The 24,354-nt window shown below is 72.8% G+C and carries 22 protein-coding genes and 1 riboswitch; of the genes, 5 read left to right on the top strand and 17 right to left on the bottom strand.

Features of this window, described 5'->3' with window-relative positions; translation table 11 throughout:
• Positions 1-92: 92 nt before the first annotated feature.
• The gene (locus Gocc_RS14280; RefSeq protein WP_114797241.1) at positions 93-1,310 is read right to left on the bottom strand and encodes a GNAT family N-acetyltransferase; all 1,218 of its coding nucleotides are present in this window, start codon (positions 1,308-1,310) and stop codon (positions 93-95) included.
• Positions 1,310-3,475: an ATP-dependent helicase gene (locus Gocc_RS14275; RefSeq protein WP_114797240.1), complete on the bottom strand. Its 2,166-nt coding sequence runs from the start codon at positions 3,473-3,475 to the stop codon at positions 1,310-1,312. Before Gocc_RS14275 ends, Gocc_RS14280 begins: the two co-directional genes overlap by 1 nt.
• An 87-nt stretch (positions 3,476-3,562) precedes the next feature.
• Here Gocc_RS14275 and Gocc_RS14270 point away from each other — a divergent pair, with 87 nt between their 5' ends.
• The gene (locus Gocc_RS14270; protein WP_114797239.1) at positions 3,563-4,255 is read left to right on the top strand and encodes a hypothetical protein; all 693 of its coding nucleotides are present in this window, start codon (positions 3,563-3,565) and stop codon (positions 4,253-4,255) included.
• 64 nt (positions 4,256-4,319) lie between these two features.
• On the opposite strand, the gene Gocc_RS14265 is transcribed toward Gocc_RS14270, so the two are convergent.
• The 6 genes from Gocc_RS14265 to Gocc_RS14240 are packed head-to-tail and all read right to left on the bottom strand — an operon-like array spanning position 4,320 to position 9,167.
• Positions 4,320-5,162 (bottom strand): prenyltransferase/squalene oxidase repeat-containing protein, encoded by an 843-nt coding sequence (locus Gocc_RS14265; protein WP_181813717.1) that lies wholly within the window; start codon positions 5,160-5,162, stop codon positions 4,320-4,322.
• Complete coding sequence (locus tag Gocc_RS14260) at positions 5,159-5,833, bottom strand: ECF transporter S component (protein WP_147281324.1); 675 nt, start codon at positions 5,831-5,833, stop codon at positions 5,159-5,161. The genes Gocc_RS14265 and Gocc_RS14260 overlap by 4 nt, the downstream gene beginning before the upstream one ends.
• Positions 5,823-7,172: an ABC transporter ATP-binding protein gene (locus Gocc_RS14255; RefSeq protein WP_181813716.1), complete on the bottom strand. Its 1,350-nt coding sequence runs from the start codon at positions 7,170-7,172 to the stop codon at positions 5,823-5,825. The genes Gocc_RS14260 and Gocc_RS14255 overlap by 11 nt, the downstream gene beginning before the upstream one ends.
• Positions 7,169-7,870: an energy-coupling factor transporter transmembrane component T family protein gene (locus tag Gocc_RS14250; RefSeq protein ID WP_114797236.1), complete on the bottom strand. Its 702-nt coding sequence runs from the start codon at positions 7,868-7,870 to the stop codon at positions 7,169-7,171. Before Gocc_RS14250 ends, Gocc_RS14255 begins: the two co-directional genes overlap by 4 nt.
• Entirely contained in the window at positions 7,867-8,574 is a 708-nt protein-coding gene (locus Gocc_RS14245) for a DUF4430 domain-containing protein (protein WP_114797235.1), read from the bottom strand. Before Gocc_RS14245 ends, Gocc_RS14250 begins: the two co-directional genes overlap by 4 nt.
• Positions 8,571-9,167: a DUF4430 domain-containing protein gene (locus Gocc_RS14240; protein ID WP_114797234.1), complete on the bottom strand. Its 597-nt coding sequence runs from the start codon at positions 9,165-9,167 to the stop codon at positions 8,571-8,573. Before Gocc_RS14240 ends, Gocc_RS14245 begins: the two co-directional genes overlap by 4 nt.
• 23 nt (positions 9,168-9,190) lie before the next feature.
• A riboswitch (cobalamin riboswitch) is annotated at positions 9,191-9,376 on the bottom strand.
• On the opposite strand from Gocc_RS14240, the gene Gocc_RS14235 reads away from it, so the two are divergent.
• Positions 9,372-9,737, top strand: a complete 366-nt coding sequence (locus tag Gocc_RS14235; RefSeq protein ID WP_114797269.1) for a VanZ family protein — start codon at positions 9,372-9,374, stop codon at positions 9,735-9,737. It overlaps the preceding riboswitch by 5 nt.
• The gene (locus tag Gocc_RS14230) at positions 9,734-10,186 is read left to right on the top strand and encodes an HAD family hydrolase (protein WP_147281323.1); all 453 of its coding nucleotides are present in this window, start codon (positions 9,734-9,736) and stop codon (positions 10,184-10,186) included. Before Gocc_RS14235 ends, Gocc_RS14230 begins: the two co-directional genes overlap by 4 nt.
• A gap of 51 nt (positions 10,187-10,237) precedes the next feature.
• On the opposite strand, the gene Gocc_RS14225 is transcribed toward Gocc_RS14230, so the two are convergent.
• On the bottom strand, positions 10,238-11,314 hold the full coding sequence (locus Gocc_RS14225; RefSeq protein WP_220150650.1) for a PQQ-dependent sugar dehydrogenase: 1,077 nt from the start codon (positions 11,312-11,314) through the stop codon (positions 10,238-10,240).
• 63 nt (positions 11,315-11,377) lie between these two features.
• Here Gocc_RS14225 and trkA point away from each other — a divergent pair, with 63 nt between their 5' ends.
• Together trkA and Gocc_RS14215 are read left to right on the top strand one after the other, a co-directional pair.
• Entirely contained in the window at positions 11,378-12,703 is a 1,326-nt protein-coding gene (trkA, locus tag Gocc_RS14220) for a Trk system potassium transporter TrkA (RefSeq protein WP_181813715.1), read from the top strand.
• A gap of 41 nt (positions 12,704-12,744) precedes the next feature.
• The gene (locus Gocc_RS14215; RefSeq protein ID WP_220150649.1) at positions 12,745-14,235 is read left to right on the top strand and encodes a TrkH family potassium uptake protein; all 1,491 of its coding nucleotides are present in this window, start codon (positions 12,745-12,747) and stop codon (positions 14,233-14,235) included.
• A 7-nt stretch (positions 14,236-14,242) separates the two neighbouring features.
• Here Gocc_RS14215 and Gocc_RS14210 read toward each other — a convergent pair whose 3' ends face one another.
• The 8 genes from Gocc_RS14210 to Gocc_RS14180 form a co-directional block, all read right to left on the bottom strand.
• On the bottom strand, positions 14,243-14,746 hold the full coding sequence (locus Gocc_RS14210) for a cation:proton antiporter regulatory subunit (RefSeq protein WP_114797231.1): 504 nt from the start codon (positions 14,744-14,746) through the stop codon (positions 14,243-14,245).
• 14 nt (positions 14,747-14,760) lie between these two features.
• Positions 14,761-15,948, bottom strand: a complete 1,188-nt coding sequence (locus tag Gocc_RS14205) for a cation:proton antiporter (RefSeq protein ID WP_114797230.1) — start codon at positions 15,946-15,948, stop codon at positions 14,761-14,763.
• Positions 15,949-15,986: 38 nt separating this feature from the next.
• A complete protein-coding gene (locus Gocc_RS14200) occupies positions 15,987-16,646 on the bottom strand; it encodes a potassium channel family protein (RefSeq protein WP_114797229.1) in 660 nt (219 codons plus the stop codon).
• A complete protein-coding gene (locus Gocc_RS14195; protein ID WP_181813714.1) occupies positions 16,646-17,074 on the bottom strand; it encodes a potassium channel family protein in 429 nt (142 codons plus the stop codon). Before Gocc_RS14195 ends, Gocc_RS14200 begins: the two co-directional genes overlap by 1 nt.
• 16 nt (positions 17,075-17,090) lie before the next feature.
• Positions 17,091-18,980: a universal stress protein gene (locus Gocc_RS14190; protein WP_114797227.1), complete on the bottom strand. Its 1,890-nt coding sequence runs from the start codon at positions 18,978-18,980 to the stop codon at positions 17,091-17,093.
• Positions 18,970-19,146, bottom strand: a complete 177-nt coding sequence (locus Gocc_RS16400) for a hypothetical protein (protein ID WP_181813713.1) — start codon at positions 19,144-19,146, stop codon at positions 18,970-18,972. Before Gocc_RS16400 ends, Gocc_RS14190 begins: the two co-directional genes overlap by 11 nt.
• Complete coding sequence (locus Gocc_RS14185; RefSeq protein ID WP_114797226.1) at positions 19,143-21,044, bottom strand: universal stress protein; 1,902 nt, start codon at positions 21,042-21,044, stop codon at positions 19,143-19,145. The genes Gocc_RS16400 and Gocc_RS14185 overlap by 4 nt, the downstream gene beginning before the upstream one ends.
• A 68-nt stretch (positions 21,045-21,112) precedes the next feature.
• Positions 21,113-24,262, bottom strand: a complete 3,150-nt coding sequence (locus Gocc_RS14180) for a S8 family peptidase (RefSeq protein ID WP_114797225.1) — start codon at positions 24,260-24,262, stop codon at positions 21,113-21,115.
• Positions 24,263-24,354 lie beyond the last annotated feature (92 nt).

Here is a 24,354-nt window from a genome sequence, read left to right as displayed (position 1 = left end):
GATCCCGGTCGGCGGCCATCGCGAAGTCCGCCGCGTAGGCGAGCGCCTCAGCGAGCGGGCGCGGCACGTCGATGACCTCGGTCACGACAACGTCAGAAGATCTCCGGACACCACGGCTTCGCGTCGACGCGGAACAGCGCGTCGGCACGGGCGATCCCGCCGCGGTCGACTTCCTCGACACGGCCCGCCCGCGCGAGCTCGGCGAAGCTGAACCCGCCGAGGTAGGCGGCTGCGAGCGCCTGGACGTCGAGGCGCACGTCGGGACGGCGCCGCGAGCGCGTCGCGACACCGCCGTCGACGGTCCACCTGCCGTCGTTGCCGGCGAACACCGGGTCGCCGAAGAGCTCGAACGTGGCACGCCCGTCGCTCGCGTACCCCCGGGCCGAGAGCGCCGCGCCGACGTCGACGAACCTGACCCAGAGTCCGTCGAACACCTTCCAGGCAAGCCTGTTCGGCCGCTGCACGAGGAGGAAGAGCGGATGGTCGACCGGGAGCAGGTCGCAGCGAATCTCCTCCACCCAGTCGATGCCGAGGAGGAAGCGCCAGAGCTCGCGCATCGCGGCGGGTGAGTCGGCGACCGCTTCGACGACCCGCACCTGTCTCTTGCTCGACACATCGTCGAACTCGAGCTTGATGCGGTAGAGCGCATAGCCGGCCGGCCGGCCATCGAGCTCGAGCAGGGCGCGGTTCAACTCGCCGGCACCGCGGCGGCTGTCCACGTCGTCTCGCAGCGTCTTCGACTCCCACCACTCCGGCGAGCGGCCGAGGAATCCGGGCGTGCGGCGACGCACGCGCTCGTAGATGCGGGGAAACGTCTCGAGCGCCTCGTGGTGGCCGACGAGCCGGCTCGAGGCGTTCGCGGCGGGCAGACCCTGCTGGAGCGCTGCGTGGACGCGGCTCGCGCGGATCATCACGTCCTGCGCCGCCATCCCGTAGCCGAAGCGACCGTAGATCGTCTCCTCCGACGCCCACAGGGCGGCGACGGGCTCGCCTCGCTCGCGCATGTCGGCGAGCTGCGCCCGCATCATGCGGTCGAGGATGCCGCGACGCCGATGCGTCGGCAGCACCCCGACCACCGAGACGCCCGCGCAGCGCACGTGCCCGCCGGGGACCGTCAGCTCGAGCGGGAAGACGCCCGCGCCCCCGACGATCTCCGAGCCGTCGAACGCCGCGTGCATCCGCTCGAGCGGCATCAGCCGCGAGAAGCGCCTGACGTCCTCGTCCCTGTTGCCCCCGAAGTAGTGGCCGATGGCGCCGAACGCGTGCGCGTACTCGGCGAGGTCCTTCGCCCTGCGGACGCGCAGCGCCATCAGGCGATCTTCTCCAGCGGCGCGTACTCGAGCATCAGCCGCCGCTCGCTGCCGTCGTCGCGAAACCGCACGGTGACGACGCCGCCGGGCTCGATCCGGGTGACGACGCCCTCGCCGAGCGAGCCGTGGCGCACGGAGTCGCCGGTCTGCAGCGACGGGATCTCGGAGGCGCCGCGCGAGGGCGGCGAGGACGCCTGCCGCGGCGAGCCGCAGCCCGACCACGACGCCGGCCGCAGCCGCTCGCGCTCGACATCGCCCGGCAACTCGTCGAGGAACCGGGACGCGAGGTTGGAGTCCCGGCGCCCGTAGAGCGAGCGCGCCGTCGCATGCGTCAGCGTCAGCCGCTCCATCGCCCGTGTCATCCCGACGTAGGCGAGGCGGCGCTCCTCCTCGATCTCGTTGTCGTCGATCGAGCGGGAGTGCGGGAAGATCCCTTCCTCCATGCCGATCAGGAACACGCCGCGGAACTCGAGGCCCTTCGCGTTGTGGATCGTCATCAGCGTCACGACCGGCTCCTCGCCGCGCAGGCCGTCCTGGTCGGACACGAGAGAGATCTCCTGCAGAAACCCCGACAGCGTGGGCTCCTCGCGCCCGGCGCGGTACTCGCCGGCGACGCCGACGAGCTCCTCGAGGTTCTCGATGCGGCCGCGCGCCTCGATCGTCCGCTCCGCGCGGTAGGCCTCGAGCATGCCGCTGCGGTCGAGCACCGCCTGCACGAGCTCGTCGATCTCGAGCTCCTGGGCGCTCGCCTGCAGCGACTGCATGAGCGTGTGGAAGCCGCGCACCGCCTTCACGGCGGCGGTGCCGAGGCCGGCCGCGTCGGGATCGGCGAGCGCCTCCCACAACGAGATGCCCATGGCGTCGGCGTAGGTGGCGAGCCGCTGCAGCGAGGTGTCGCCGATGCCGCGCCGGGGCCGGTTGGCGACGCGCATCAGCGCCACCGCGTCGGCCGGGTTGTCGAGCAGCGACAGGTACGCGACGGCGTCCTTGATCTCCGCGCGCTCGTAGAAGCGCGGCCCGCCGATCACCTGGTAGGGGATCTGCTGGCGCACGAGCACGTCCTCCAGCACGCGGGACTGGGCGTTCGTGCGGTAGAAGACGGCGATCTCCGCGGCCGACCAGCCGTTCTCGACCAGGCGCGCGATCTCGGCCGCGACGAAGCGCGCCTCGGCGTGCTCGTCCTCCACCTCGACGACCTGGACGGGCTCGCCCGCGCCGAGCTCCGAGTAGAGCCGCTTCGGCTTGCGGTCGCGGTTGTTCTCGATCACGGCGTTCGCGGCTTCGAGGATCGCGTTCGTGGAGCGGTAGTTCTGCTCGAGCGCGATCGAGCGGGCGCCCGGGAAGTCACGCTCGAAGTCGAGGATGTTGCGGATGTCGGCGCCTCTGAACCCGTAAACCGACTGGTCAGGATCTCCGACCGCGAACACGTTGCGGTGCTCGGCCGCGAGCAGTTGCAGCAGCCGGTACTGCGCGTGATTCGTGTCCTGGTACTCGTCCACGAGCACGTAGCGGAACGCGTGCTGCCAGTGCGCGAGCGCCTCGGGGAAGCGCTCGAACACCTCGACGGTGAGCATCAGCATGTCGTCGAAGTCGACCGCGTTCGAGGAGACGAGTCGCCGCTGGTAGGCCTCGTACACCTCGGCCACGGTGCGGTCGTAGAACGAGGACACGCGGCGCAGGTACTCCTCGGGCCCTATGAGCTGGTTCTTCGCGTTCGAGATCTGGCCGTGGATTCCCCGCGGCGGGAACCGCTTCGGGTCCTTGCCGAGATCCTCGAGGCAGTCCCTCACGACGCGCAGCTGGTCGGCGGAGTCGTAGATCGTGAAGTTCGAGCGGTAGCCGAGCCGCTCCGCCTCGCGGCGGAGGATGCGCCCGCAGGCGGCGTGGAACGTGAGGATCCAGATCCCGCGGGCGCTGCCGCCGAGCATGCGCTCGAGGCGCTCCCGCATCTCCCCCGCGGCCTTGTTCGTGAACGTGATCGCGAGGATCTCGTTCGGCCTGACCCCGTGCGCCCGGATCAGGTGCGCGACGCGGTGCGTGAGCACCCGCGTCTTGCCGGAGCCCGCGCCCGCGACGACGAGCAGCGGCCCGTCGACGTGGATCACCGCCTCACGCTGCGCGGGGTTGAGGTGCGAGAGCAGATCCTCGTGCGGCGCGACGGTCATCGCCCGATGCTAGCCGCCCCGTCTGCTTGACTGAGACTCGTTCCGTTCCGCACAATCAAGGTGTCCCAACGCAAGAGGAGGTACATCGTGGACAAGGGACGGTGGGATAGGCTGGCGCCGCTCGGCGGCGTCGTATTCGCGATCGCGTTCATCGTCTTCCTGCTCATCGCCGGCGCGCCGCCGAAGGCCGGCGACCCGGCAAGCGACGTCGTCTCCTTCTTCACCGACAACCGGGGCTCCGTGCTCACCGGCTCGTTCATCGTCTTCGCCGGCGTGCTCGCCATGCTCTGGTTCGTGGGCAGCCTCGTCACGGCCATGCGCGAGGCGGGCGAGGAACGGCTCGCCGTCACGGCGCTCGCGAGCTTCCTGCTCGCGTTCGCGCTCGGGGGAGCAGCGGTGCTGATGCGCGCGGCGCTCGCCTTTGACGTGGCGAGAACCGTGGATGCGAACACGGCCAAGGGGCTGTACGAGACGACGTTGATCCTCGACCTGATGACCGGCGTCGTCTTCGCCGGCTTCGCCTTCGCCGTCGCGGCGGCGGCGATGCGGACGAGCTTCGTCCCGCGCGCATGGGGGTTCGTGTGCGCGGTGCTCGGGCTGCTCTTCGTCGTCTCCGGCACCGCCTGGTCGGAGAGCGGCTTCTGGTCGCCGACGGGTGGCCTCGTGCTGATCGCGAACCTCGCGTTCCTCGCCTTCGTGCTCGGCACGAGCGTGTTCCACTTCCGGGCGGTCACCCACGGCGAGACGCAGCCGATGCACCGAACGGCGGCGGCGCACTAGCAACGGAGGCGGACGGCTCGGCCCGGCGGCCGTGCCGGGCCGAGCCCGCTCGCGGGCGGCGGGCTCAGGCTCGGCCGAGCGGGAAGGAGCGGCCCGCCAGCGCCGGTACCACCTGGGCGGTCACCCACACCGGCGTCGTCGCGTAGCGCGCCGAGTAGCGGTAGCTGCCGTCCGGCCGGCGCAGCCGCGAGAGGTACCGGAAGGCGGCCGCCCCCGGCCGCTGCCCCGCGGCGATCAGCCCCTGGATCGCCCATGCGGTCGACTGCGCGTCCGAGTCGCGCCCCTTCGCGAGCGCGAAGCCGCCGTCGCGGTTCTGGAAGCTGCGCAGGAACGCCGCCGCGCGGCGGATCGGCGCGCCCGTCACGCCCGCCGCGCGCAGCGCCTGGATCGCCGCCGCCGTATCGTTCGAATCGGGCCGCCCGCCGCGCGACCACGACCAGCCACCGCTGCGAGACTGCGCACCCAGCAGCGCTTCGACGAACGACTGCGGCGCGGGCTCGCCGGCGGCCCGGAGCGCGATCAGCGTCCACACGGTGGCGTTGACGAGGGCGCCCGGCCGGTGCCGGCGCAGGCGGGCGAGAAGATCGGCGGGCCGGTCTCCCAGCGCGGCGAGCGCCGTCACGCGCAGCGCCAGGTCCGTGTCCGAGCGCACGTCGCCGCCGCGCCCGCGCAGGAACTCGAGCGCCCCCGCCCGGGCGGCCGGCGGTCCGTCGGCGGCAACGAGAGCGAGAGCCGCCCAGGCCGTCAGCGACGCGTCGGGAGCCTGGCCGTCTTCGGCGAAGCCTCCGCCCGCCGACTGCCGGGCGGCGAGGTACGCCGCGGAGCCCGCAGCCGGGCCCGAGGCCGCGACGGACGTGCCGGAGAGCGCGAGCGCGGCGGCCGCGAGAGCAGCGACGAGAGCCCTCACGCCCAGACCACCTCCGTGCGGGCACGGCGCGCGTAACGGTCGAGCACGCGCCGCAACTCCGGCCCCGCCACGAGCGCGAGCACGAGGTTGCCGGCGGCGTGCGCGACGTTGAACGCCACCCCGGCGGCGAGCACGGTGGCGAGGGCGGCCCACGTGTGCGGGTAGAAGCCGAACCACAGCCACATGTCCATGACGAGGCCGAAGGCGAAGCCGAGCACCGTGCAGAAGGCCGCGAACGGAAGCCGCCGGCGCAGCAGCGGAGCGGCGAGCCCGGCGAGCACGCCGCAGCCGCCCCAGGCGAGCATCTGCCACGGCGTGTGCGGCCCCTGCCCGAGGAACATGTTCGACGCGATCGCCGCGAGGGCTCCGACGGCGAAGCCGCGGCGCGGGCCGAGCGCAACCCCGGCCGCCGCGACGATCACCGTCACCGGCTGCACGTTCGGGATCGGCGCGAAGAGGACGCGACCCGCGGCCGCGAGCCCGCCGAGCGTCGCCACCAGGGTGAGATCGCGCGCCGAGTCGGTCCCCCCCTCGAGCCACGCGAAGCCGCCGGCGACGAGCGCGAATGCGGCAAGCAGCGTCGCCAACCCGCCGCGCGCGGGGTCGAGCGCGGCCCACAGCACCGCGGCGACGGCGAGGCCGGAGAAGAGCAGCGTCCACCTAGACGGCAACAGGCACCTCGCGGGGAGCGCCGAGCCGCACGCGGCGGTGGGCGGGGAGGGAGCGGTCGTGCGTCGCGACGAGCAGCCCGCAGCCCGCCGCGGCACGCTCGCGCAGCCAGGCGGAGAGCTCCTCCTTACGGTCCGGGTCGATACCGCGCGTCGGCTCGTCGAGCACGAGCAGGTCGGGATCGGACACCGACACGGCGGCGAGGCCGAGCCGCTCCCGCTCGCCGCTCGACAGGTCACGCGGGTGCCGGCAGGCGGCGAAGGCGAGCCCGAAGCGCTCGAGCGCCGCCGCGGCGCGGCGCTCGTCTCCCGCGACGCCGAGCGCGACCTCCTCGATCCCGGTCTCGCGCACCATGTAGCGCCCCGGATCCTGCGACAGGTAGACGGCCCGGCCCGTGCGCCGCACGGTGCCGGACGAAGGCTCGAGCAGGCCCGCGGCGATGCGGGCGAGCGTCGACTTGCCCGCGCCGTTTCGCCCCTCGAGCGCGACGATCTCGCCGCGGCGCACGCCGAGCGAGACGCCGTCGAGCACGGGCGGCCCGGCGCCGTAGGCGAACGTGACGCCAGCGAGCGCGACGAGCTCCGGCCCCGGCGCGGCGGCGGGGAGCGCCGCCGGCTCCGCAACGCCCGCGTAGCGGGCCCGGTTGCGCGCAAGCCACGCGCGCGCCTCACCCACCGGCGCGTCGAGCAGCAGCCTCCCCTCCTCGAGGTAGAGCACGCGGTCGGCCGCGTCGAGCGCCCTTCCGACGCGCTGCTCCGACAGCACCACCGCGCACCCTGCCGCCGCGATCGCCGCGAGGAACGCCTCCGCCCCGCCGGCGTCGAGCTGGGACGTGGGCTCGTCGAGCAGCAGCAGTCGCGGTTCGAGCGCGAGCGCGGAGGCGAGGCAGACGCGCTGGAGCTCGCCGCCGGAGATCTCGGCCGTGCGGCGCGCCCGCAGGCCGGCGACGCCGACGGCCGCAAGCGCCGCACCCGCCCTGGGCCAGATCGTCTCCGGCGGCGCGCCCAGGTTCTCGAGCCCGAACGCCACCTCGTTCTCGACGATGGACATCACGACCTGGTCCTCCGGATCCTGGAACACCGTGGCGACCGTGCCGGCCAGCTCTGCCGGCCGTGCCGCCCGCGTGTCCGCGCCGTCGACGACGACGCGGCCCGAGAAGCGGCCGCCGTGGAAATGAGGGACGAGACCGGCGAGAGCGCGCAGCAACGTCGACTTGCCCGAGCCCGACGGCCCGAGCAGGGCGACGATCTCACCGTCGCGCAGCTCCAGCGAGACGTCGCGCAGGGCCGGCGGCCCGTCGGGGTAGGCGAACGAGAGCGAGTCGACGCGGGCGAGCGTCACAGCACGACCGCCACGACGACAGGCAACGCGGCCGCGAAGACGACCGCGGCGCGGTCGAGCCGGCTCCAGGGAGGCCGGGGGGCGCGCGTCGTGCCCGGCCGGCCGAACCCCCGCGCCTCCATCGCCTCGGCGAGGTTCGAGGCACGCTCGAGCGAGCCCGCGACGAGTGGGGACAGCAGCGTGGCGTAGCCCCGCACGCCGTCGATCTCGACGCCGCGGCCGCGCACCGATTCGGCGAGTCCGGCTGCGTCGCGCTCGAGCGACGGCACGAGCCGTGTCGCGAGCGCGACCGCGAGCGCCGAGCGCCGCGCGAACCCGGCGGCCGCGACCAGGCGATCGTGGTCGAGCAGCAGCGCATAGACGGAGAAGGCGAGCGCGACCGCGACGAGGCGCAGCCCGTTGACGGCGGCGATCTCGATCTCGTCCGTCGAGAGGTCGAGCGGCCCGATCAGCGGCAGGGTCGGCCCCTCCCACAGGAGGGTGCCTCCACCCGACGACCACGTGAACGGCGAGATCACGATCACGCCGAGCCCGCTGATCAGCGCGCCGGCGAGGTACGGCCAGCGGCGCCGCGCCGGCGCGCGCATGGAGATCGCGAGCAGCGCCAGCACGACGGCGGCGAGTGCCCACAGGCGATCGGTGAGGAACGCCGCGACGGCGGCGGAGGCGAGCAGCGCGGCGGCGGGCCCCGCGCTCACGGGACCGCGAACCTGCGCCGGAACGCGCCGCCGAGGAGAGCGTCGACGTCGCCCGCGAAGGTGAAGCGCACGGGGGCGGACGGGCCGCTGCCGGGTGTCCGCAGCGCCGCCCTGAAACGCGGCGCGCCGCCGACGAGCTCGAACAGGTTCGCGCCCTTCGGCACCGCCGCGGCGGCGGGAGCGACGTCGACGGCCCCGATCGCCTTCGCGACGCGGCGGGCCGCGCTTCCGAGGCCCGGGGCATACCGCACCGCCGCCGCGCGGACGCGGCCGTCGTAGCCGTGGCGGAAGGGCTCCGGGAAGGCGCCGACGACGACCTCGAGCGTCTCCGCGTCTCGCTCCCAGCCGCGGTAGTCCCACCAGGCGACGTCGCCGTCTCGCAGCCGGTAGGAAACCGCCGAGCGATCGCCGACGAGCCCGTTCACGAGCCAGAACCAGTCGCGCCTGTGCAGCAGGCTGCCGGAGATGCCGTCGATCTCCTGGACGAACGCCCCCCCGTAGCGCGTCTTCACGGGCAGCTTCGAGCGCAGCGCACGCAGCAGCGTCTGTCCCGCGGGCACGCGGGCGTCGAGCATGACGACGCTGCCGCGGTCGCGCGTCACCCAGAGGCGGGCGCTGCCGTCCGCCCGGGACGGCCCCTCCCCGCCGCAGCCCGCGACCGCGAGCGCGACGAGGAGGAGCGCGATGCCCAGGCGTGGGCTCACCTCACCGCGTTGGAGCGCACCGCACCCACGGCGAAGGCGCGCACGAGCCCGGTGTGGCGGCCGACGCACGCCTTGCCGCCGGCCGGCACCTTCACGCGGCGGCCGTCGACGTGCAGGCTCGCCGAGCGCAGCGCCACCTTCTTGCCGGCGTCGTCGAGCGCGGAGAGCGCGTAGCACCCGGCTCCGGCCGCCTTCAGCTCGAGGGTCGCGGGCCCGCCGAGGTCGCCGAAGGTGGCGAAGTACCAGAGCACGGCGTCCCCGTCCTTCAGCTCGACCTTGTCGGCGCCGACCGGCGGCGAGGCGCCGTTGACCTTGAACACCCACCCCGACGCGCCTGCGGCCGGATACTTGCCGATCTGGCTGACGTAGGGGCCGAAGGAGGAGTCGACCACCTGGTAGTGGAACTCGCCGAGCGTGCTGGCGATGTCGAGCGCCTGCATGGCGTTGGACGCCTCCACCGTGACGGGCAGCGACCCGAAGATCGAGCGGGTCTTGCCCTCGACGCGCACCGTGATGGTGGCGGCGAGAGCCGAGGCGGCGAGCGCCAGAGCAAGCGCTGTGAGCGCCGTGAGGACGAGGAGTCGTCGTACCACGAATCATCCTTCCACGAGGGGTTCGGTATGCGGAGGAGTGGGCAGGTCTTCTGACTCGGGGCTCCCTCCCCCACCGCCTTCCCGGCACTCGGCCAGTGGCCTCCGGCGGGGGAGCATCTCCCCTTACAGCGGCGGGACCGTCCCGGACTCGCACCGGGTTCCCTCACCGCACTCCCTTCTCGCGGCGCAGCCTATCATCGGACGGTGCCGGCGTCAGCTCTCCGCGCGTGGATCCCCGTCGTCCTGTGGGCGGCGGTGATCTTCTCGCTCTCGGCCGTGCCGAGCCTCGGCACCGGGCTCGGCACCTGGGACCTCGTGCTGCGCAAGCTCGCGCATCTCGCCGAGTACGCCGTCCTGGGCGTGCTGCTCGCGCGCGCGCTTCGCAGTCCCGCGCTCGCCGTCTCGCTCGGGGCGCTGTACGCGGTCTCGGACGAGCTGCACCAGCACTTCGTGCGCGGACGGCACGCAGCCTGGTACGACGTCGTCGTGGACACGGTCGGCGTCACGGCCGGCGTGCTCGCGTGGCGGCGCCGCGCGGCCGCAGCCGCCGGCGCCGGGAGGCGCGCGTGAGGGCGCTGCTCGTCGACCTCGACGGCGCCCTCGGCGACACGCGCCCGCTGTGGAGCGACTGGCTCGAGGACGCCGCGCGTGTCCTCGGCCTTCCGCACGAGCTGCCGCAGGACCGCGGCGCGGCGGCTCGGGTGCTCGACGCCTCCGGCGCCGGCAACTGGCGCGCGCTGCTCGAGCGCTTCGCCGAGGATCGCGCCCCGGTGTACCTGCGGCCGAGCGCCGAGGCGAGCGCGGCGCTGCGCCGCCTGCACGCCGCCTCCGTCCCTATCGGAGTCTTCACCGACGCGCCGGCCGAGCTCGCGCGCGTGGCGCTCGCGCAGCTCGGCGCCGCGCGCCGGGTCGAGGCGCTCGAGGTCGGGCCGGGTGCGGTCGAGCGGCTGCGGGCGGCGCTCGGAGCCGATGCGCAGGTGATCGCGACGCGCGGCGAGCTCACGCGGGCGGCGTGGTAGGATCGCTACCGTGGAAGCCGGAGACCTCGCGGACCGCCGCGGAGACGGGGATCACGAGGCGAGGCGGAAGAGCGTGCCGGAGTCGGCCGACACGGCGTACAGCTCTCCTGCGGCGTCCTCGCCGAACGACGAGAGGCCCTCGAGCGAGATCGGCTCCCGCCGGACCTGCCGCGCGCCGGCGCCGGCGATCGTGAGCGACCAGATCGTGCCGCTGCAGTAGTCGCCGTAGAAGTAGCGCCCCCGCGCGGACGGCACCGCCGTCCCCCGGTAGACGTATCCCCCCGTGATCGAGCAGCCGCGCGCGTGGCTGTACTGGGCCACCGGCTGCACGAGCCTGCCGGGCCCGAGCGGCTTGGGCTCGAAGCTCGATCGCCCCTCGTAGACGTCCCACCCGAAGTTGAGCAGCCCGTTCCACGGCCACGCGACGTGGTCGACCTCCTCGATCGCGTCCTGGCCGACGTCGCCGATATAGAGGTCGCCGTTGGCACGGTCGAACGAGAAGCGCCAGGGGTTGCGCAGGCCGAGTGCCACGATCAGCGGCCGGGCGCCGGGGCGCGCGGGATCGAGCCGGACGATCTTGCCGAGCAGGGTGCGCATGCTCTGCGCGCGGTTCTCCGGGTCGCCGGCGGAGCCGCCGTCGCCGAAGCCGACGTAGAGCTTGCCGTCGCGACCGTAGGCGACCATGCCGCCGTTGTGGTTCGGGTACGGCTGCCGCACGAGCAGGAGCCGGCGCGCGCTGTCGGGAACGGCGCGAACGCCGTCGGAGCGGTAGCGGACGATGCGGGAGTTGCCGTCCCTGTCGGTGTAGTCGACCACGAGCAGCCTGCTCGTCGCGTAGTCGGGCGCGAAGGCGAGCCCGAGAAGCCCCTGCTCCCCGCCCGCGCGCACCTGCGCGGAGATGTCGAGGAACGGCGTGCGGCGGAGCCGGCCGCGCTCGACCACGCGCACGGTGCCTCCCCGCTCGACGACGTACAGGCGTCCGGGCTCGCTGCGCGGCGCCGTCACGTACACGGGCGCGTCGAGGCCGGAGAGCACCTTCTGCAAGCGCAGCGCCGACGGCTGTCCGTCCGCGGATCCGGCCCCGGCGAGGAGCACGAGGACGGCGGCGAGGAGTCCGGTCACGCGCACCCGGCCACGCTAGCGAACGACCGCCCTCACCTGCGTCCGCCGGTCGGGGTAGCCTCCCCGCGCGTGAACATCTTCGTCATCGGAGCGGGCCAGGTCGGCTCGACGGTCGTCGAGGCGCTGCACGTGGAGCACGCGCTCACCGTGCTCGACCTCGACCCCGCGCGGCTCTCCCCGCTCGCATACCGGTTCGACGTCGCCACGATCGAGGCGAACGGCGCCAGCCGCCGGGCGCTCGCCGACGCGGGCGTGCGGGACGCAGACCTCGTGATCGCGTGCACGTCGCGCGACGAGGCGAACCTCGTCGCCGCGACGTTCGCGCGGATCGAGGCGCCGCGGGCGACGACGGTGATCAGGACGTCGAACGTCGAGTACATCGAGCTGTGGCGGGAGGGGCGTCTCGACGTCGACTTCGTCGTCTCGTCGGAGCTCGAGACGGCGCACGCGATCGCGCGCGTGGTCGGCGTTCCCGCGGCCGTGCAGACCGACGTGTTCGCCAACGGCCAGGTGCAGATGGTCGAGTACGACGTCAGCGAGCGCTCGAACCCCGCCGTCGTCGGCCGGCCGCTGCGCGAGTGCGGGATTCCCGCGCAGTCGCGGCTCGTCAGCATCATCCGCGGCGGCACGATGACGATCCCGCGCGGTGACGCCGTCATCCTTCCGGGCGACCGTCTCGTCATCGTCGGGTCGCCGGAATCGGCCCAGGAGTGGGGCGAGCTGCTCTCCCCCGGCGAGGGCAAGGTGGAGGACGTGGTCGTGTTCGGCGGCGGCCGCGTCGGCGCGGCGATCGCCCGTCAGCTGCTCGAGATGCAGATCGGCGTCCGCCTCATCGAGCCCGACCGCGAGCGGGCGCGCAGCATCGCCGAGGAGCTCCCCGGGGCCCGCGTCTACCAGGCGACCGGGCTCGACCCCGATTTCATCGAGCGCGAGCGGATCGGGCAGGCGCAGGCAGCGGTCTTCGCGATGCGCGAGGACGCCAAGAACCACTACGCGGCCACGCTCGCCCGCGTGCACGGCGTCGAGTTCACGATCGCGATCGTGCACGACACGATCTCGCAGGAGGTCTACGAGCACTCCGGCATCGACGTCACGGTCAACCCGCGGCAGGTGACGGCGGAGGAGCTCGTCCGCTTCGCCCACGACCCCCGCACCCAGCAGGTCGCGATGATCGAGGGCAACCGCTTCGAGGTGCTCGACATCACGACGAGCCCGTCGAGCGAGTACGTCGGCCTGCGCTTCCGCGACATGCCGATCCGCGGGGCGCTGATCGGCGCGATCGTCCGCGACGGGAAGGCGATCTTCCCGCGCAGCGACGACGTCCTCTCGGCAGGCGACCGGGTGATCGTGTTCACCGAGTCCTCCCGGGTCGCCGACGTCGAGCGCGTGCTGTGACCGGCAGCGCGGCGCCGACGCGAATCCCCCGACCGCCGCGCGTGACGGTCGAGGTACGAGGCGCTCTCGGCCTCGTCGGCACGCTGACGAAGTACCTCTCCCTGGCGACGCTGTTCCCCGCGGGCGTCGCGATCGGGTATGGCGAGCCGCCCTGGCCGTTCCTCGCCGCCGGGGCGATCGCTGCGCTCGCCGGGCTCGCGCTCGAGCGCCTCGGGCGCGACTCCCACACGATCGGCTTCCGCGAGGGGTTCTTCGTCGTCGCCGTGACCTGGCTCTTCGCCGCCGCGGTAGGAGCGCTTCCCTACCTGCTGTCGGGCGAGGCGCAGCTCGACCGACCGGTCGACGCCTACTTCGAGGCGATGTCGGGGTTCACGACGACCGGCGCCTCCGTGCTCACCGACATCGCGGCCGTCAACCGCTCGCTGCTGATGTGGCGGCAGTTCACGCAGTGGCTCGGCGGGATGGGGATCATCGTCCTCGCGCTCGCGGTGCTGCCGCGGCTGCGCGTCGGCGGCCGGCAGCTGCTCGAGTCCGAGATGCCGGGGCCGGAGATCGAGCAGCTCTCGGTGCGGATCCGCTCGACCGCCCAGCGCCTGTGGCTGCTCTATGTGGCGCTGACCGCGGCCGAGGCGCTCATCCTCGCGATCTTCGGCTGGACCGGGATCGACCGCCGCATGGGCCTGTTCAACGCCGTCGCGCACGCGTTCACGACGCTGCCGACCGGAGGCTTCTCGCCGGAGCCGCGCTCCCTCGAGGGGTTCTCGGCCGCCAGCCAGTGGGTGGTCGTCGTCTTCATGGTGCTGGCCGGGCTGAACTTCGCCCTGCTCTACCGGGCGTTCGTGCGCCGCCGGCTCGGCGCGCTCGTGCGCGACGAGGAGGCGCGCCTGTTCGCCGCCGTCGTCGTCGTCGTGTCGGCGCTGCTCGCCGTCGAGCTCTGGCACGCGGGCGTCGTGCGCGGAGAGGCGGCCGTTCGCGCCGCCGTCTTCCAGGTCACCTCGATGACGACGACGACCGGCTATGCGAGCGTCGACTACGTCGGCTGGCCCGCGCTGGCGCTGATGATCCTCGTCGCGGTGATGTTCGTGGGCGGCTCGGCAGGATCGACGGGCGGCTCGATCAAGGTCGTCCGCCACCTGCTGCTCGGCAAGGCGATCCGGCGCGAGATCCGCCTCACCGTCCATCCCGAGGCCGTCATGCCGATCCGGCACAACGGCGCCGTCGTCGACGAGCGCACGCTCCGCGCCGTGACCACGTTCGTGCTCCTCTACATCGCGCTCTTCGCCGCCGGCGCGGCGGCGATCGCGCTCGACGCCGCCTTCCAGGGGCCTCGGATCTCCACGCTCGACGCGATCGGGCTCTCCGCGACCACGCTCGGGAACGTAGGACCGGGGTTCGGGCTCGCCGGCCCGATGGGCTCGTTCGCGCAGTTCAGCGACGTCTCGACGGTCGTGATGACGCTCCTCATGTGGCTCGGCCGCCTCGAGGTGATACCGATCGTCGTCCTGTTCACCCGGGGCTACTGGCGCGTGTAGGCCGGCGTCACCCCGGGGGCGGGGTCTCGACGAGCAGCCGGCGGAAGTCGCCTACCTGACCCGCCTTGCCGACGACGACGAGGGTATCTCCCTCCTCGACCACGTCGTCGGGCTGGGCGCCGCTGATGGGCTCCGGCTCGCGGAGGATCGCGATCACGGTCACGCCGGCGCGTGCCCGGAAGGCGCAGTCGGCGAGCGTACGGCCGATCCACGGGCTCTCCGGGGGCACCGGCACCCACTCGATCGAGAGCTCGCCGAGCGCCATCTCGAGCTCCTCCACGATGCGCGGGCGCTCGTAGGCGCCGCCGAGCAGCGCGCCGAGCTGTCGCGCCTCGTCGTCGCGGAGGTCGAGGACGACCGCCGGGTCGTCGTCGGAGGCGCGACGGTGCACGTACATCTCACGGTCGCCGTCGTTGTGCTGGATCACCGTCACGCGGCTCCCGCCCACCGTGGTGAAGGAGTACTTCACGCCGACACCGGGGAGACGCGTCTGCTTGAGGTCGAAAGGCATCGCTTCCACCAAGTCTAGGCCCGCGCAGGCAGCAGCCTGCGCCCGAGCGCCTTCGACTCCTTCATCAGCACGACGCCGGCGGTTGCGGTCACGAGCACGTAGAGGCCGGCGAACGCAGCGATGTCACCGCGCTGGGACAGCGTCAGAGCGAGGTTCCCGGCGGCGAGCTGGGCGAGGATGATCGTGAACTCACCGTGCGCGACGAGCGCCGCACCCGCGTTGAGGCTCCTGCGAGGAGACAGCCCGCCGAGCTTGCCGGCGAGGAAGCCGACACCGACCTTCCCCACCAGGGTCAGCAGCAGCGCCGCGAGGACGATCCATCCCACCTCGCCGATCTTCGCGACGTCGATCGTGAGCGCGAACGCGAAGAAGAAGAGCGCCCCGAACACGTCCCGCAGGGCGAAGAACCGCCGCTCGATGTCCTCCCGGACGCCCGAGTCGGACAGCACGACTCCCGCCATCAACGCTCCAACCGCCTCCGAGAGGTCGAGCTCCTTGGCCAGCGCGCTCATCCCGATCACGAAGCCGAACACGGCAATCAGGAAGAGCTCGAGCTCGAGCCTGCCGAGCAGGCGCCCGATCGCCGGGCCGAGCAGGCGAGAGACCACCAGCGAGGCTCCCACGAAGGCGAGCGCCGTGGCGCCAACGCCCGCCGTCGAGCCGAGGCTGCCGCCGCCCGTGGCGACGAAGCCGAGCACCGCCGCGATGGCGATGTCCTCGAACAGCAGGATCGCGAGCACGAGGTCGGTCTCGTCGTCGGCGAGTCGACGGAAGTCGATGAGCGCCTTCACGGCGATCGCGCTCGACGAGACGTAGATGCACGCGGCGAGCACGACGGCCGCGAAGCTGACGCCGAACGTGGCGACGCCGACGAGCAGGCCGAGTCCCGCGTTGACGACGAGGTCGAGAGCGCCGCCGAGGCCGACGTGCCGGCCGCTGCGCACGAGCCGCTCGACGCTGAACTCGAGCCCCAGGAAGAAGAGCAGGAAGATGAGCCCGATCTCCGCAGCGAAGGCGGTCACGTCCGAGGGCTGGACGAGACTCAGCACCTTCGGCTCGTGCGGGCCGAGGATGATCCCGGCGAGCAGGTAGGCGGGAATCGCCGACAGCCCGAACCTGCTCGCGACGAGCCCGAGACCCCCGAGCAAGGCGATCGTGATCGACAACTCCGCGAGCGTCACCCGGCCATTGTCGCCGGTCACGCCGCCGCGGGCGCCTCCTCAGCCAGGATCGGCGTCAGTCAGCCGACGAGCGCGCGGCGCAGGGCGTCCTCGAGGCCCGGCTTGAGGATCGCGACCACCTGGTCGCCCGGACGGATCACCGTGTCCCCCACCGCGATCTCGGCGACGCCGTGGCGCATCACCGACACGAGCCGCGATCCGTCCGGCAGCGCGAGCCCCGCCACGCGCTTTCCGGCCGCCGGCGAGTCCGGGCCGACGAGCACCTCGACCACCTCGAGCCCTTCACGGCGCAGCTCGAGCAGGCGCACGAGGCCGTGCTCGGGCACCTCGTGCTCGACCAGGCCGAGGATGCCGGACGTCGCGCACACCGTCGGCCCGATGCCGAGCAGGTCGAAGTGCTGCTGGTTGCGCGGGTCGTTGACGCGCGCGATCACCTTCTGCACCTCGTAGCCCTCGCGCGCGATCTGCGCGATGACGAGGTTGTCCTCGTCGTCGCCGGTGACGGCGAGCACGAGGTCGGGAGGACGCGCGATGCCCGCGCGCTCGAGCACCGTGATCTCGGTCGCGTCGCCGAGCATGGCGACGTGGCCGAACTCCACCTCGAGGCGCTCGAAGCGGTCGCGCCGCTGCTCGACGAGCGTCAGCTCGTGACCCATGCCGAGCAGGGAGCGCGCCACGTTCGCGCCGACCTTGCCGCCGCCGGCGACGATCACGTACATCAGGGCTTCTCCGCGACGGCCGCCACGTCGCACGCGCGCACCGCGTCGGTGAGGAACGAGATCGCCGTCTGCGTCGGGCAGATCGTACGCAGGCCGCGCCTGGCGTAGAACTCGGCGCGGAGCGGGTCGAGCACGCGGACGACGACGCAGGCGACGCCGTAGCGCTTCTGGGCGACCTGGCCGATGACGATGTTCGAGTTGTCGCCGTCCGTCGCGACGACCGCCGCGTCGGCCTCGGCCAGGCCGGCGCGCTCGAGGACGTCGGTGTCCATGCCGTGGCCGACGACGAAGCCGCCGCTCCAGCCGCTGCCGAGCCGGGACAGCGCCTCCTCCTGCTCGTCGACCGCGGTGACGCCCCAGCCGTCGAGCGCGAGCTGCTTCGCGACGGCCGAGCCGACACGGCCGCATCCGATCACGACTGCCTTCATCGGCGGAGCGTAGCTGTCACGCCGGCTCGTCGAAAACGCCATCTGGAAAGGCCACGACGAGCACCTCACAGGGCGCGTGGCGCAGGACGTGGTCGACGGTCGGCGAGAAGAACCGAGACTGCCGCCGCCAGCGCGGCGACGAGCCGAGCACGATCAGGTCGGCGCCGCGGGCGGTCGCCTCCTCGACGATCGCGTGACCGATCGAGCGCGAGCGCACGACCCGCGTCTCCACCTCGACGCCGTTGTCCTCGCCGAGCGCGCGTGCCTCCGCCAGCGACTCGGCGGCGCGGCGCTCGACGTCCTCCGGCAGCGGGCCCTCGAGCGTGAACGCCCGCGGCACGCGCACGACGAACGCCGCCTCGACGGCGGCGTGGCGCTCCTTGGCGAGCGCGATCGCCGTGGCGACCATCTCCTCGCCGATGTCGCCGAGCTTCATCGGCACGAGGATGCGCCTGAAGTCGGCCCCGGGTGGCAGACGGTCGATCGGGTCGACGTCGTCGAGCAGGCCCTGGCGGCTGCCGCGGCGCACGAGCGCGTAGACGACGAGACCGGCGGCGAGCCACGCGGGGCCGGCGTAGCGCGCGCCGCGGTGCGTGACCATGGCGAGGATCCAGACGGCGAACGTCAGCGGCGCGCCGACGAGCGCCGGCAGCGGCACGAGCACGCCGTGGACGCGCACCTCGGGCCGCGCCCGGAACGGCCGCACGAGGTTCGGCTCCCTGCTGCGCAGCCTGATCACGGCGAGCTGTGCGGAGGTGAACGCGAGCAGCACGCCGAACGAGTAGGTGCTGGCGAGGAAGGCGGTGTCGTCGCCGGCGAACACGTCGGTGGCGATCACGACGACGATCGCGATCGCTCCGGTCGCCAGGATCGCCTCGCTCGAGACGAGCGTCCGCCGCTCGAGGCGCCCGAACCGGCGCGGGAGCATGCCGTGCTCGCCCATCGAGTGCGCGAGCCGCGTACAGCCGGAGATCGCGGTCGTCGCGGCGGCGGCGAGGAGCGCCGCTCCCGAGATGCCGACCGTCACGCGCAGGATGTCGACGACGAGCGACGGCAGCTCGCCGCCGAAGGCGGCGACGATGCCGACGATCGGCGCCTGCAGCCAACGCTCGCCGAGCGCGCTGGAGCCGTTCTCGGAGGGGAACGCGCTCGCGCCGACGACCGCGATCAGCACGGTGACGACGACGACGAGCCCGATCGCGGAGAAGAGCGAGCGCGGCAGCGCGCGGCCCGGCTCGCGCGTCTCCTCGGCGAGGTTCGCGACCGTCTCGAGGCCCGTGTAGGCGAGCATGGCGAGCGGGAGGGCGAACGCGATGTCCCTCCAGCTCTGGTCGGTCGCGAAGTTCAGGCCGTCGGTGAGGGTGTCGGCCGAGAACAGGAGCGCCAGGCCGAGGATGACGAGCAGCGCCTGGATGACGATGTCGAGGCCGGCGAGGGCGAGGGCGGCGAGGTGGATCCGCGTGTGCCGGATCAGCCGCACGATCACGATTCCCGCGATCACGAAGCAGGCGCTGACGACGTCCCACGGGGAGCGCGCGAGCGAGGGCGCCGAGAGGGCGGCTCCGAGGTAGTGCGGCAGGAACACGGCGGAGAGCGCGATCACGATGAGGTAGTCGAGGAACAGCGCCCAGCCGGTCACGAAGCCCCAGAGGTCGTTGAACGCCCGCCGCGTGAACGTCGCGGCGCCGCCCGTCTCGGGAATCGCGGCCGTCCCCTCGGCGTAGGACAGCGAGACGACGAGGAAGATCACGCCCGTGACGAGCAGGACGACCGGCGTCAGGCCGAGCGCCTGCGCGGCGACGATGCCGAGCGCGAAGTAGATGGACGAGCCGATCTCGTCGTAGGCGACGGCGAACAGCGAGCGGCCGTCGAGCGTCCGCTCGAAGCCCTTGACCTTACGCGCCACGCCTGCGCTCCAGCTGGATGCGGGCGATGCCGAGGGCGACGAAGAGGCCGCCGAGCAGGAAGCCGACGACCCCTCCCCCGTGCGCCGCGGTGACGGCGAGCAGCGCGACGCCGATCGCCACGAACAGCACCGAGAGCGCGAACACGGCCCAGCGGTACGCAGTCATGCCGCCCTCTCGACCGGCGCGGTCACCATCACGCGGCACGGCGCATGCCGCAGGACGTAGTCGACGGTGCGGCCGAAGACGGCGCGCTGGGCGCTCGTGAGCGCCTTGCGGGGCGAGCCGATGACGATGATCTCGATGCCGCGGCGCTCCGCCTCCGCGACGATCGCCGGGCCGGCGCTGCGCGCGCGGATGAGCCGGTCGAGCACGCGCACGCCGTAGGAGTCGCCGATCGCCACCGCCTCGTCGAGCTCCGCGTTGGCGGCCGCTTCGAGCTCGGGCAGCCGGGCGTCGAGGGGCGCGTCGAGCGGCACCTCGAGCACGTTGAGCGCGATGATCCGGGCGCCGCGCTCCGAGGCGAGGCTGCAAGCGACGTCGAGCGCGTCGTCGGACGGCTGGCCGCCGACGATGGGGACGAGCAAACGCCGGTACTGCAGCGCGAGGGCCGGCCCGAACGCCGGCGGCGCCTTGACCGTGTCGCGCAGCGGCGCCCGCACGTAGAGGCGCCGGTAGACGGCGTAGAACGCGAGGCCGGCGACGATCCAGCCCAGGCCGACCCAGCGTGTGGCCGGGTTCTGCACGACGATGACGAGGAAGGAGGCGCCGCTGGCGAGCCCGCCGACGACCGCGAACAGCGGCCAGTCGACGCCGCGCAGGCGCAGGTTGGGCCTCGCGCGGTAGTGCTCGCCGCCGCCGTCCCCGTCCTTCATGCGCATGCGGACGAGGGAGAGATGCGCGACCGTGAACGAGAGCGTCGCACCGAACGAGTACAGGGTGCCGACGAAGTTCGTGTTGCCGGGCAGGATGATCACGATCGGCGCGATGCCGGCGAAGAGCACGAGCGACAACACCGGCGTCTTGAACGTCGGGTGCAGCCGACGGAAGATCTCGGGCAGCTGCCGGTAGCTCGCCATCGAATACGTGATGCGCGAGGCGCCGATCACCCCCGCGTTTGTCGCGATGAACAGGATCGTCGCGGCGAGCACGCCGACGTAGACCTCGAGCGCCCGCAGCAGCGAGCCGCCGACGCCGAGATTGTCGACGACGCCGAGGATCGGGTCGTTGGCGAAGCCTCCCTGCTGCGGCGGCAGCGCCAGCAGCGTCGTCAGCTGCCCGTCGACGAGCTTCACCGGCAGGGCCGAGAGGGCGATCAGCGGCAGCGTCAGGTAGATCGCGAAGACGGCGCCGGCGACGAGCTTGTACGCCTGCGGGACGCTGCGCGACGGCTCGCGCGCCTCCTCGGCCAGGTTGGAGACGGTCTCCACCCCCGTGTAGGCGAGCATCGCCACCGGGATCGCGATCGCGAGGTTCCCCCACGTCGGCGCGACGCCCCAGTGGATGTTCCCCGTCAGCGTGCCGGGGCTGAACACGAGCGCGAAGCCGAGGACGACGAGCAGCACCTGCGTTGCGAAGTCGAGCACGGCGAGGGTGATCGACAGCTTCGCCGCCTCCTGCACGCCCACGATGTTGAGCGCCACGAGCACGACGATCACGGCGGCGCCCCCGACGACGTCCCACGGGTTCGTCTTCAGCGGCTCCCAGAAGATCGACAGGTAGTGCGGGACGAAGAAGGCGGACGTCGCCACGGTGACGATGTAGACGAGCATCTGGGCCCAGGCGGCGCCGAAGCTGACGAGCTCGTCGAAGCCGTGGCGCGCGAAGCTCGACGAGCCCCCGGCCTCGGGGTAGCGGACGGTGCCCTCCGCGTAGGTGGCGGCGGTGGCGGCGAAGATGATCCCCGCGACGAGGAACACGAGGGGCGTGAGCCCGAGCGCGTAGACCGCCGTGAGGCCGAGCGCGTAGTAGATCGAGGAGCCGACGTTGCCGTACGCGGTGGCGAAGAGCGCGGGCGTTCCCAGCACCCGCTCCAGCTTCACCTCGCGTCTGCGCCGACTGGGCACCGCAGCAGTCTAGAAGCGTGAGAGGCCGGCGGGCGCCGGCCTCTCACGCGAAGCGGTGAGACGGCGCCCTACTTCACCTTCACCTTGATCAGCTGGGCCTCGCCGGCGCCGCTCCTGTTGTCGAGCGACACGACCATCAGGCCCTTGGCCGGCGTCAGCGCCCACTCGGCCGAGTTGACGGCGATGGGCTCGGAGGCGCTGCCGCCCGGAGCGACGGTCTGGAAGCCGCCCTGGCTGATCGCGCTCGACCAGACGTTGAACTTGGCCGAGCCGTCGACCACGTCCACGCCGCCGTTCTGGAGGTCGTAGCTGACCGCGTGGTAGGTGATCCGCGGGTTCGCGCCGGAGAGGCACGGCTCCCCGGAGCGGCACAGCTGCGAGGACAGCAGCGGCAGCAGTGCCGTCGAGCTGTCCGTCGGCGCCTGGGCGAGGAAGCCGATGCTGGCGCCGCCGGAGCGGGTGCTGAACACGAAGCTGCCGAGGCGGCCGTTGAAGCTGCCCGTCTGCACCGCTCCCTGGTCGACGCCGACGACGACGTAGTCGTCCACGCCGTCGTTGTCGACGTCCACGTAGATGTCGAACTCGTTCGTGGACGGGTTCGACCAGCGGTCGTGCGTGTTGACGGCGAAGACGAGAAGCTGCCTCGTGGCGTCCCACGGGAACGACTGCGCCCCGATCGCGCGGACGTCGTTCGAGACCTTGCCCTTGTCCTTCCCGTCCTCGAGGCCCCACGCGTAGAAGTCCGCGTCGCCGCCGATCGCGCCGTGCGCGTTCGTCACGGTGGCGGTCGTCGACGGGTTGACGCCCTTGAGCTTGCCGATCTTCGTCGCGACGTCCGAGAGCGCCCGTGGCACGAGGTAGTAGGGAACGCGGAGCGTGACGCCCGCGTTGTCCGACGCCGTCGCCGGCGTCAGCTCGACGAGCCCCGCGACCTCGCGGAAGGAGAGCCCGGGCCCGTTCGACGCTCCGGCGCCGGCAACCGGCACGTTCAGCGTCACGGTCACCTCGGCATCGCCGTGCGCGGGCACGGTCACGGACGAGGCGCCGAAGCCGACCGTGTGCGGCGAGCCCGACGGGAGCGCCTGCGCGACGTTGAACGTCGCCGGCGACGAACCGTTGTTCCTCAGCTTGATCGTCCTCGTCTCGCTGAAGTCGCTCTTCAGCTCCTCGAACCCGTAGTTGACGGCGACGGCGAACTTGCCGCCGCTGCCGCGGGCGACCACCTGCGTCGCCGTCGACTTCGCGGGCTGGGCGAGGCCCGTGCCGCCGCGGCTCGTGCGATAGCCGAGCACGCCGGACGGAAGCCCGGTGTTGACGATCGCGGCCTTGATGTCCTCGACCTTCCACGCCGGGTGCGCCTGGCGCGTGAGCGCCGCCACGCCCGCGACGTGCGGCGAGGCCATCGAGGTGCCGGAGATCGTCAGCGGCCCGTTGCCGCTGCCGCTCAGCGTCGAGGTGATGCTGACGCCGGGTGCCGTGAGATCCGGCTTCAGGCCGCCGTCGCCCGTGCGCGGGCCGCCCGAGCTGAAGTCGGCGAAGCCGGTGAAGTTCGTGTTCGCGAGCGCCGCGTTCGTGGCGGTCGCGCTGCCGGTGTCGGCGGCGACGAGCTTGTTGCCGTCCGAGCCCGCCGTGGCGGCGAGCCCGCGAACGCCGAAGAACGGGATCGTGACGGTGAACGGGCCCGTCTCGTCGCTGCCCGTGATCGGCCCCTCGAACGGCGGGTACGCCGTGCTCGTGTTGATCATCGCCGCCGCGGCGGCACCGTGCTGCTCGGCGAAGATCGCGCGTGCGACGCGGGAGCAGGTGCCGCGAACGGTGACGACCAGCTTGCCGGAGAGGCTGCCGGCGCCGTTCGCCGTCTCGTACGCCAGATAGTCCGCGTTCGTGCAGCCGAGCGAGATGGAGCCGCCCGGGTACGAGTTGCGCAGAACGGCGACGGGGTAGATCGTGCCGTCGCCGAACGACGCGCCGTTCGCGTTCAGCACCGTGATCGTCTGGCCCGTGCTGAGCGCCAGCGTCGCGCCCGGCGAGCTGGCGATCGGGTCGTTCGCGGCGACCGAGATGGCGCCGTCGGCCGATGCCGGCGAGCCCGTGATGTACTGGTTCGGGCCGCTGTTGCCGGCCGAGGCGACGACGACGACACCGGCCCTGGCGGCGTTCGTCGCCGCCTCCGCCGCGGGATCGTCCTTCGAGCCGAACGGGGAGCCGAGCGACATGTTGATCACGTCCATGCCGTTGTCGACCGCCCACTCGATCGCGTCGACGGTGACGTCGGTCGAGCCCTCGCAGCCGAAGACGCGGATCGCGTAGATGTCGGCCTTCGGGGCCACGCCCGGGCCGATCGTCCAGCTGTTGCCGGAGATGGTGGCGGCGTTGTAGGGGCCCGTGTACGTCGCCCCGCCCGCGGTCACGCCGGAGCCGGCAGCCGTGCCTGCGACGTGCGAGCCGTGGCCGTTGCAGTCGAGCGGGTTCGGGTCGGGATGCGGCACGGGCTGGTAGGTCGGGCTGCTCGGGTCGGCGTCGTAGTCGTCGCCGACGAGGTCGATGCCTCCCTTCACGCGCGGCGCGAGCGGGCCGAAGAGGGCCGGATTCGCGGGCAGCGTGTCGGCCGCGTCCGCCGCGGCGAAGGCGGCGACCGTGCCCGGGCCGCCGAAGTTCGCGTGCGTGTAGTCGATGCCCGTGTCGATGACGGCGATCTTGACGCCCTCGCCGTGCAGGCCGGAGAGCCCGTCCCAGACGGCGGGCGTGCCGATGAGCGGGACGCCGCGGACGTTGTCCGGCTTCATCAGCTGCAGCGGGTGGACGGCGCTGACACCCGCGAGCGAGCCGAGCTGCTCGGCCTTGTCGCGGGCGATGCGCACCTTGACGCCGTTGTAGGCGGCCTGGTACTCGGCGAGGACGGTGCCGCCGAGGCGCTCGATGCTGCCGCGGAGATCGTCCTGCTTCGCCTTGAGCTGCTTCTTGATGGAATCCTTCTCGGCCTTGCTCAGCTTGCGGCCGGCGTTGTCCTCCTGGACGGCGACGGGGTCGCCTGCGAGCTGGACGACGAGCGTGACGGGCTGCTTGCTGAGCCCGAGCGGCATCCACGCCGGCGTGATGAGCCCGTCCGCCCCGGAGACGGCCTCCGGGCCGCGCGCGCCGGAGCTCGATGCTGCGAGCACGCCGACGGCGAGCGCGAGCACGGCGAACGCGCCGAGCACTCTTGACCTGGGTCGCATCTGCTTTCTCCCCTTCGCTCTCCCGGAGCCGCCCGGCCGGCGAGCCCCCGTTGCGCGCACGATCGTACGGCGCGGCGGCGGCGGAAGCAACC

The sequence above is a fragment of the Gaiella occulta genome (genome assembly GCF_003351045.1).
Taxonomy (GTDB): Bacteria; Actinomycetota; Thermoleophilia; order Gaiellales; family Gaiellaceae; genus Gaiella; species Gaiella occulta.
The sequence above is the reverse complement of the archived record's forward strand: the minus strand, read 5'-3'. Positions and strand labels throughout refer to the sequence as shown.

What these genes read in the sequence shown, in the direction of transcription:
- Gocc_RS14280 (WP_114797241.1), bottom strand. Translation starts at nt 1,310, where the DNA reads ATGGCGCTGCGCGTCCGCAGGGCGAAGGACCTCGCCGAGTACGCGCAC.
- Gocc_RS14275 (WP_114797240.1), bottom strand. Translation starts at nt 3,475, where the DNA reads ATGACCGTCGCGCCGCACGAGGATCTGCTCTCGCACCTCAACCCCGCG.
- Gocc_RS14210 (WP_114797231.1), bottom strand. Translation starts at nt 14,746, where the DNA reads ATGCCTTTCGACCTCAAGCAGACGCGTCTCCCCGGTGTCGGCGTGAAG.
- Gocc_RS14200 (WP_114797229.1), bottom strand. Translation starts at nt 16,646, where the DNA reads ATGTACGTGATCGTCGCCGGCGGCGGCAAGGTCGGCGCGAACGTGGCG.
- Gocc_RS14195 (WP_181813714.1), bottom strand. Translation starts at nt 17,074, where the DNA reads ATGAAGGCAGTCGTGATCGGATGCGGCCGTGTCGGCTCGGCCGTCGCG.
- Gocc_RS16400 (WP_181813713.1), bottom strand. Translation starts at nt 19,146, where the DNA reads ATGACTGCGTACCGCTGGGCCGTGTTCGCGCTCTCGGTGCTGTTCGTG.
- Gocc_RS14180 (WP_114797225.1), bottom strand. Translation starts at nt 24,262, where the DNA reads ATGCGACCCAGGTCAAGAGTGCTCGGCGCGTTCGCCGTGCTCGCGCTC.